The organism is Nostoc sp. FACHB-110, assembly GCF_014697425.1.
Taxonomy (GTDB): Bacteria; Cyanobacteriota; Cyanobacteriia; order Cyanobacteriales; family Nostocaceae; genus Nostoc_B.
The window spans coordinates 109,874-119,250 of the sequence record NZ_JACJRU010000020.1 but is presented as its reverse complement, the minus strand read 5'-3'; the positions used below and the strand labels follow the sequence as shown (position 1 = coordinate 119,250).

General features: G+C 39.0%; 4 protein-coding genes and 1 pseudogene. All 5 read right to left on the bottom strand.

Annotated elements, in window-relative coordinates:
* On the bottom strand, positions 1-974 hold a 974-nt coding region (locus tag H6G69_RS18970), incomplete at its 3' end, for an IS4 family transposase (RefSeq protein WP_313951445.1).
* A gap of 50 nt (positions 975-1,024) precedes the next feature.
* Complete coding sequence (gene tnpC / locus H6G69_RS18965; protein WP_190690399.1) at positions 1,025-2,497, bottom strand: IS66 family transposase; 1,473 nt, start codon at positions 2,495-2,497, stop codon at positions 1,025-1,027.
* A gap of 616 nt (positions 2,498-3,113) precedes the next feature.
* Positions 3,114-4,478, bottom strand: a complete 1,365-nt coding sequence (locus tag H6G69_RS18960; protein ID WP_190690403.1) for an IS4 family transposase — start codon at positions 4,476-4,478, stop codon at positions 3,114-3,116.
* Between the two features lie 443 nt (positions 4,479-4,921).
* On the bottom strand, positions 4,922-8,410 hold the full coding sequence (locus tag H6G69_RS18955) for an RHS repeat protein (protein ID WP_190690653.1): 3,489 nt from the start codon (positions 8,408-8,410) through the stop codon (positions 4,922-4,924).
* A 214-nt stretch (positions 8,411-8,624) separates the two neighbouring features.
* Positions 8,625-9,026, bottom strand: a pseudogene (locus tag H6G69_RS34830) (transposase); the annotation flags it as partial.
* Between the last annotated feature and the right edge of the window lie 351 nt (positions 9,027-9,377).

Below are 9,377 nucleotides of genomic sequence, written 5' to 3'. Positions count from 1 at the left end.
TAAAGTGCTTGTTGTATAAGCTTCATAGCCCTTAAGCCTCGCTGATAATATGCTTGCTTATTGCGACTGAAAGCGACCAGTTCCTCGACCCATGCTTGACACCCATACAAAGCAACTATCCAATTGAAACCATATAAACCTATCCAGAAATTACTGTGACGCTTCTCATTTCTATTTTTTTCTTCTTGGCGACAAATATAAGAATCAAGTTTTTGAAATTTAGTTCTTTGTCCATGTAACCAAGCACTGGTCATTGCTAAAGCAATCAAGAGAATTAAGCGTACAAGTCTATCAGGGTTAGCTTGAGAACTTTCTAAATTGTAACCACCTGTTTTGCAATCTTTGAACATAGCTTCAATCCCAAAACGTTGAGAATATATTTTGAGAGCAGTGTTTAAGTCAGGCAAATTAGTTAATAAATACCAAGCTTCTTTGTCTTGTTTCCCTCTGTACTTTCTTTTCCAATAAACAGCTAAGTTGAACCAACCAAAACCTTGTTTTTGAGTAACTTTAACATCGGTATAAAAGGAGCGAATACCAGGATAAATCTCAATGCTACTTAAAGGCTGAAATTTCTGTCTTTTTTTCCGAAAAGTAGTATCCTTTTTTTGACGGAATACAAAACTCAGGTTCTGCTTGTGGAGCCAATGTGCTAGTTCTACACTGTGAAATTCTCTATCCCCAATAATTACTAGTTTGTATTTTTTTAATAAGCGAATTACTGGGCGTAATACTTTTTGCTGTTCTTCTAGGTTACTGCAACCATCTTTCCCTAACAAACACCAATATATTGGCCAAGCTCTTTTTTGATAAATCACACTCACCATTAACACATTGTTTTCTTTCCACTGTGTTCTATCCATTGCAATGGTTAATTGTGACCCCTGTTTAAAATGTTGATCAATTATTGCTTCAATGATAGGAAACCACAGCAATACTACACTTAAAGAATTTAGTGTTAAAAACCTTTGTATATGCCGTCTACGACTATTTTGTTGTATAGGTAGAGGGTAAGGATTCAGGTCTAATATTGTGGAAGCAAAGAAGGACGAGACAGACTATTATTAGAGTCAGCCATTAGTGCTTGTGCAAAAAAATCAATTACAGACCGACCTTGACGGCGACAAGTCTGCACTACCGTCAACAAATTGGCAGTATGTTGAAACCGCTCCATCGAGCGTGAACCACCACTGACCTTACGTTTTGTCACAGCTAAACGCAGCGATCGTTCAGCCTGATTATTATCAGGGGGAACTTCAGGATTTTCAAGAAAATACCACCATTGAGAAGCTTTATCCCGTAAAGAACGTAAAACCTGGGCGGCTTTTGCTCCTGCTTTGTCAATCCACTGATTGAGCGAAGATTGTAACTTAGATTTGAATTGATTTACCCAGTCGTTGTAACTGTTCTGGTCAAGAGTTTCAAACCAGTGAGCGTAATTTTTAAAGGCTTCATCAATTAAATCAACAAAACCTTCCCCAATAGCCTGGTTGTGAAGACCTGGAAGTTGAATTAATTTTTTAAAGTGACGACGTAGATGAGCCAAACATTTCTGTTGGGCAAAAACTGGATAGCCATTGTAGACACTAAAATCGTCGGAAGAGATTACACCTTGATATTGAGTACCTAAAATTGCTTCTAATTCTGCTCGTGAACGAGTGTCAGCCGCAGTAAACAGACAGAATTCAGAATTAGCAACTACCCACAACCATTCTTTGACTCCTTTGACTGACCAAGGCGTTTCATCCACATGGATATTAGGTTGTGTCTGTTTTAGCCAACTACTTAACTCAGTGATGCTCGGTTCAATTGCTTGTTCTATTCGTTCATTGGTTGCAACTAACGTCCCCAGCCCAATATCGATTTGCCCCAGTTCCCACAACATTTCCTGCTGTTTTTCGTAGGGCATATGTGCATAATTATTTACCCATCCTAAAAATGCCTGTAATGACGTTCCTAAATCTTGTCCTGGGATCATGTCTTGTGGCCAGGCGGCTGTTTGTAAATTTCCACAACACTTACACACGCAAGTTTGGCGTTGATACTCAACTATTTCTATGGGTTGTTCCACTAATTGCGCTACCGCGTGTTTTTCTACTTTTACTGCTAGGGGTGCAAATGCTTTTTGACCGCAGTAATCACAATTAAGAGGGCGTAAGATTTCATAACGGTCTACTCTGCCAAAGCCTTTACGGGTTTTTCCCTGATGTCCTGGCTGACCGCCTGGCTTCTTTTTGGGCTGATTTGATTCCTCTTGTGGAGGAGCTTTTTTGTTTTCACTCTTTTTGTGAATATCTCCAGATGGTGGTTTCGACGAATTCGAGCTATCTAAATCTCGGCTAACTTTTAAACGTTCTACTTCTTGCTGTAGTTGTAAGATTGTTTTCTGTAATTCACGTATTACCTTATTCTGCTCAAGAATTATCTCTACCAGTTGTTCTTTTGATAACTGGTTCAAGCTTTCTCGGTCTAATTCTTGAGGCAGGTTTTGGTTCATATTTGTGATACTCCTACTCTAGTATCCCCTTTGTCAATACTCTGCCACCTGAATCCTTACTATAAATCTAAGCCAATGCTGGCAGTGTTTGTGCAATCAATCTTTATCATTATCACCTGATGAATCCAACTGGATATGTTGGGCTTGATGAGCTATAAACTTCTTTTGTTTTAAAATTAAATCTTTCTATCAAACAGTGAAGACCACTTTATAATAATATCTTTTGGTATTACTTGGCGATCGCTATCTCAGTCATGGCTGCTCTCATCTTCCTCAGTATTTGAACCTGTTACTGTTTTATAACAGGTTATAGATAATAGTTAGCTATTAAATTAGATGAGTTTAATGGAGATTATGTCAAGCTTATGCAATAGTTTTTTATAATTTATTCTGTACATAATAACTTGTTAGATTTTCAGCAATTACTAACTTTTTCTCACAGGTTAATTCACTGAAAATCATCATTTTTGAATGCAACAATTAATTTTTTCTCAATTTAATTAATTTAGTTTTGTAACTTTATTTGTAAACATTTTTAAGTGCATTTCTCTTTGTCCTTTAGTCACATCTTTTGTTACATTTTGGCTTCAATTAACTTGAATTTCATCTCATCTATTTAACAGTTTAATTGCTTTAATAATTGCCACGTTGCTGCAATATCATGTAATCGTTGCAGTCCGCGCCATAAAGTCTTTACCCCAGGATCTCCGTCCCCTTTTCGCCCTAAAAATCCTCCCAAACTCGCTATCCAACGTATACATTGCTCTAATGTTGGCACTTCATTTGGCAGCTGATTCGTTTTCTGAACCATACAATACAAGCTTTGCCACTCATGTCTCTCTAGTATTCCTTCTACTGGCTGTTCTGGATTACTTCGCGCTTCATAGGTTAACCATAATAACCGCCATGCCACGATCGCATACGTTGCTAAGGCCCTTTCAATCCTTTCTGCTTCTTCTAACTGCAATTCTTCAATCTGGCAGCCACTTTTTAAACAATAGTGATAACGCTCTATTAACCAACGATAGCTGTACCACTTCAAGTATTTACTCGCTTGTTCAAAATCATTCACAACCAATGTCGTTAGCAGTAACCAACAGATAGCTTTCTCTCCTGCTGGTGGTTGCATTTCTTCTGCCAAAATTACATATACTTCCACCGCTTCATCTAGCTGTGATTGCTTTGCTACTGGTGGTTGCAGCCATAGTTTCGTCACTCGCACACTTAAAGTTGCACTTCGAGCCATTCTTCTGGGCGTGCGTTGTAACTCTAACTTCAGTTGACCAATCTCCGCTGTCTGCCGAATTGCCTCAAACAAAGGTTTTACTTCCGCGCTCACTCTTGCTGATGAAGTATTTCGGTTTTGTGCTGCTCTGATTAAAAACTCGCTTTTCTCCTTTGCTGCTAGCGCAAATAATTCATAAATGTCTGCTTCGCGATCCGCTACTGTAATCACACGAGTACCCGCCGGCATTAAATCTTGAGTTATTTTCAAACTTTCCAACCAGCGTTGGCTTTCTTTGCTCTCGATCGCTCGCCTTCGGTCGCCCTGTGCCTTACTCTTGTCCCTTGCCCAGGTCTTTTGACCTAATATCCCCAACGGCACTCCTTCTACACTCGCCGCTAAATTTGTATGGACTTTCAATCCTTTCGCTGTTGACTTGCTAATCGCACCCATTCCCCGTTTACTGCGGTGGTCACTAAAATCTAATTCTGTTGTATCTTGTATCGCCAATACGATTGAATGTCCTTTTATCCTTTCTACTGTGCTTGATGTATGCGCTGACAGTATTTCTGCGGCTTTAATTCGTGGATTTGCCCAAAATTCGTATATTCCTTGCATTGCTGCTGCATCCCTACTTGCCTGTGGAACGCTCTCGTTCGGCTGCATTGCTAAATCTTCTACTACTTTTATTAAACGTCTGTTTCGCCTTTTATCTCCTAATTCTGCGCCTTCTAGTTCATCTGCTGCCCAACTCATAGGCTTTTCTCCTCTACTTTCACAACCATCTACACTTGTGAAATTATCCGGCAAAGCCTTTATTTTCAGCCTAAATTCAATACTTTCTTTGGCAATTCTCTTATCGTTAACTATAATTAACAACTGCAAAATTGCTCACTTCAGTCTATTTCTTCTACAACCTGTTATTTATTTTATCTAACTGGGCAATTCTTACTTTGTTAAGTTATATTTTACTCAATTGCTCTTTTTTCGCTTCAAATTCTTACTGTGACTACTTTATAGCCTTTTCTCACTCTTAAAACTCTTTTGTCTCTTTCTTGTTATTCAACTTCACTCTTAACAACTTTTCGTTACTTCTCTTCAAATTTGATGTTAATTATCATTGCTTTTGGCGCGATCACATCTCGACTTCCTCTTAGGAACTATCGCTGAAACTATTACTCTATCTAGTTTCTAGCTTTTCACTCTTTTGTTAAGAAAGATGCGACTAAAGCATAGCCATTAATAATGTCATTACCAGAAGTTCCACTAATTACGTCATCTGCAATGCCCAAAAAGTTTGGTTGACGCAGGGCATTTAGATAACCTGAAAGTTGACTAGATGCTAAAGCTTGGTTAATGCGTTGGTCATAGTCAGTTTGTGAGAGTCCAAAACGGTTTTCATAAGCATCCAAACCTGCAATAATTAAACTCCAGTAAATGATCGCCTGATCCCCATTGGTAGGTACATTGGTAATTAAATGGTTCAGAACTGTGTTTAAATCTGTGTTGCTTTCTAAGCTGTCATTGGCAAGATTGTAAGTTGTATTAGAAAATAAATCGCGCAATGACCCTTGAACCAACAATCGCCCACTAAACTCGCGGAATAAATTGTTCCAAATGCCTAGCAAAATGTTAGATGCTTGAGGCCCAGGGTTAGCTCCCCACCCACCTTGAAGAAAACCTTCTCCAAAGAAAATTTCTAGGAATCCTAGCTTGCGACCATCAATGTATGCACCACGACTATTAGCGGCAATATTTTGCACACCAGCCCAGCGATAGAACAAAGCTTCAACTTGAGTTAGGAATTGGCTATAAAATTGTTCGTAATTGCTAGTCTCTAGCAATACCAGATTTCGCATCATGCCGAGCAGGGTTGAATCTTTGCTCATAGCAATGTAGAGGTCTGGTAAGTTGCCGTAGCCTCTGAGAGTTGGCAAAAATAAAGTTTCTGCTTTAATTTGATAGTCTTTGCTGTAATAGCTTGTTACTTGGTCTAAAGTGAACCAGACATCAACGATTTGCCTTGTTGTCCCATTGGCAAGGGTATAGGTACTCGTACTGCTGATGCGGTTGCCTTCATTGGTGAGATTGACGGCTTGATAGTTGAGGTTAATGCTATGAATATTCCAATCGTTTAAACTTCTGAGTTCACCGATGTCTGAAAAACCATCTTGATTTTTATCTCGCCAAACTCTCAGATTATTAAATTGAGTATCTTTGGAGTCAATAATTCCATCATTATTACTATCTAACTGTTTCAGAATAATAAATCCGTCAGTCGTCTCATTACCAAACAGTTCAGTAATATCATTAATTTCTCCATCACCATTCTTGTCCCATGCAAGAATGCCATCATCTGCTTTAACCCATCCAGTTCTTTCAGCAAAGCCATCTGCATCAAGGTCGAAGAAAGTTGCCGAATTTTGTAGGGAGATAAGTTCGATACCATCGTTGTCTAGGTCGAAGACAAGAGGAGAAATAGCATTTCTCGCTTGTCTCCATAGCCCTCCTAGTAAACCACCTCCAAGCCCGAAAGGAATAACGCCATCTCCTTTTGGGCCAGGTAACAAATCCCTATGCCAATGTCCAGAGGTATATGGTTTGCCCCCGTGAATACTAAACCAATTTCTACCTTTATTCCAACTCCAACCAACTCTAAAATTGCCAGTGTTAAAAATTCCTTCTTTGTACCCAAATTGAGCTGCTTTTGCACCACCCCTTCCAAAAACGATTCCTGAAGGGCCTAGCGAACCCAAAGCAGCACCTACTGCAAAATCAGTACCTACTGATCCCCAATTAACTTGACTCCAATTCCCTCCATTTTGAATAAGTTGAGAACCTAAATTAATTCCACCACTAATAACTCCACCCAAAACAGGAGCAACAATCCAAGGAACTTCTCCAGTTGGATCGGTGTATGAAATCGGATTATTTAAAGCATAAGCATAAATATTCCAACCACCTTCCTGACCAAGCGGATCGGAACTAGTAAACCGACCTAATGAAGGCGAATAATACCTCGCCCGCATGAAATCCAAACCACTCGCCTCATCCATTACTCCCCATTGACCTACGTATTCAAAAGGGTTGGCGACTGCTTCAGTTGTCGTTAAAGTTTCACCAAAAGGACGATAACTATAACGGTTAACATAACTACCCGATGCACCTGTTAACCCAACCGTTGAGCCGATCGCATCAAAATCATAGTAATGAGCTACATCACCATTGCTAAAACGTCCTACTAACCCTATGCCGTGTGTGTAATTAGCAATTAACGCACCGCTACCGTTATACTCACCATTAACATTCCCCCATCCGAAGGGATCGACCAAGTATTCCGTGCGTTGTCCGTTATACATAACAGCAGTGCGATCGCCCAAGGCATTATATTCATAAGTAAATGTCCCTTGGGGTGTTGTGGCACTAATTAAACGGTTCTCATCGTTGTAAACATAATTCCAAGTTTGACCGCCATCAACAACCTTAATTAAATTTCCGTCTGCATCGTAAGTATAAGTCGCACTACCAACCTGTGTGTATTGATTTAAATTATTAGCTGTATAGTTCGTTGTTACTCCGTTTACACTACTACTAATACGATTCCCAGCCGCATCATACACATAGCGCAAATCCTGATCTGTCAAACTCGGATCAGTGTAATCCAAAAAAGCACGAGTTAACTGTCCAGTGCCATCGTATTCATACGTCCATTTTCCTTCTGCTGTGGTAACGCTAGTTTGACGACCTAAATTATCGTAGGTGTAGCGAAAATAGGAATTTACAGTGCTATTAGCAGCATGATTTGAGATTTCTGTAAGTTGGCTGGCAGCATCATATTTATAAATTGTGTAAGTGCCGTTGCCGTTGGTTTCCCTACTTAAACGCCCGACTGCATCATAAGTATAAGTAATGAGACTTTGACCACTGGCATTAGTTAATCCAACTAACCGATCATCTGCATCGTAGTTGTAATTAACGGTGAATCCAGCCTGATCCACCATCTTTGTTCGCTTTCCTGTACTGTCGTATGTGTATTGCAGCCAGCGTCCATTGGGATATGTAATTTTAGTTAAGCGATTATTAGTGTCATACTCTAAGCTAATCGTTTCACTTCCCTTGGTAATGCTAGAGAGATTCCCTTTTGTGTCGTAGGCATAACTTTCAAACGTTCCATCATCGAAGGTCTTGCGTGTCAGCTTTCCGGTAGTGTCGTAGGTAAATTGGAAGGTATCGCCACTGCGTTCTTTTGCCTGAAATAAATTACCCGACAGATCGTAACTAAAAGTTTCCGAACTCCCATTGGCATAAGTAATTCCGGTCAACTCGCCATAGATGTTATAGCTATATTGAGTTACTTGCTCCTTTTGATCCCTTACTGAAGTTGGTGAATCTAAATTTCCTGTATAGGTAAAAGTGACTGTTTGATTTAATGGATCGGTCTGACTCAACAAACGCCCTTGGGCATCATAACTAAATTTGGAAATACTATTTCCTGGAGCAGTGATTTGGCTTAGATAGTCATTGGCATCGTAACTGAATTGAGTGACTCGGTTGAGTGCATCTTGTATGCTTTGAATCTGACCTGTACTCGTAAAACTAATCTGAGTACTACCTCCGTTAGTATCAGTAACTTTAATAACACCAGGAGAAATATAACTGTAAGTAACTGGGCGACTAGTGGTACTCATAAGTAATTTAACGGTTAATTTAATTTTTTAATAAAAAATTAAAGACGTTTATCAGAGATTATACTGAAAATATCATTCCTACCTGATTTGTGCTTAAATATTTGTAAATTAATTCTCAATACTGATTTGGATGTTCAGAAATGTTGTTTGTAGTTAATCTATGAATTAGCAATACATAGTAAATTTTGCTGATATAGGACTAGTATTTGATTTCTCAAAAAGCACCGTACATCTGAAGAGAGCTAAAATCAAACATTGTGTTTACGATAAACCACTCAAACATCCATTTTAAATGAGAGAATGTTGGAATTAAAGCACAGAAACGCCGAACCCAGGTTTTTGCTTGCAACCAAATATCTTCTATCGGATTTTGTGACAGACAATTTGGCGCAAAACGTACACAATGAATTTTCCATTTCTCTGGGGATAAATCGCAGTTAATATCACTTAAAAAATCTTGAACTAGATTTGAACGATGATAGGAAGCTCCGTCCCAAAAAATAAGTAATCTTTGGTCAGGAGATTGGTCTAATAAATAACGTAAATAATCAATCGTGTTGTCGGAATTACCTGCACTATAGGCTTTGAGAATTAACTTGCCATTGAGATAGTCAACTGGATTACCTGGTTGCTTTTTCCCCCAACGCTTGGGTTTAGCTAAAGGCTGTTTTTCAACATCAACTTTATCAGTAAATGAAGCCAAACATTGCTCAATTTGGTTGTCGCACTTTTGGATTTGAGCTTGATAAAACTCGTAAAGTTGTAATTCTTGCTCAAGGATAAAAACTAATTCTGAACGATAGTCTCCAGTTAAAGAAGCAGCTATTTCTTCTAAGCTGGCTTTAATACGCCCATCCTTCAAACTTGCCAATTTCAGTAGACCTAAAAGTTTTGCGATCGCTAAAAAATGGTAGTCTGTGATACAGTTTTGGGGGGGAATATACAAAAGCTGATTGCTTGGCTAAAT

Bases quoted from the DNA above. Each gene is read 5' to 3' on its own strand.
- tnpC (WP_190690399.1), bottom strand. From the start codon at position 2,497: ATGAACCAAAACCTGCCTCAAGAATTAGACCGAGAAAGCTTGAACCAG.
- H6G69_RS18960 (WP_190690403.1), bottom strand. From the start codon at position 4,478: ATGAGTTGGGCAGCAGATGAACTAGAAGGCGCAGAATTAGGAGATAAA.
- H6G69_RS18955 (WP_190690653.1), bottom strand. From the start codon at position 8,410: ATGAGTACCACTAGTCGCCCAGTTACTTACAGTTATATTTCTCCTGGT.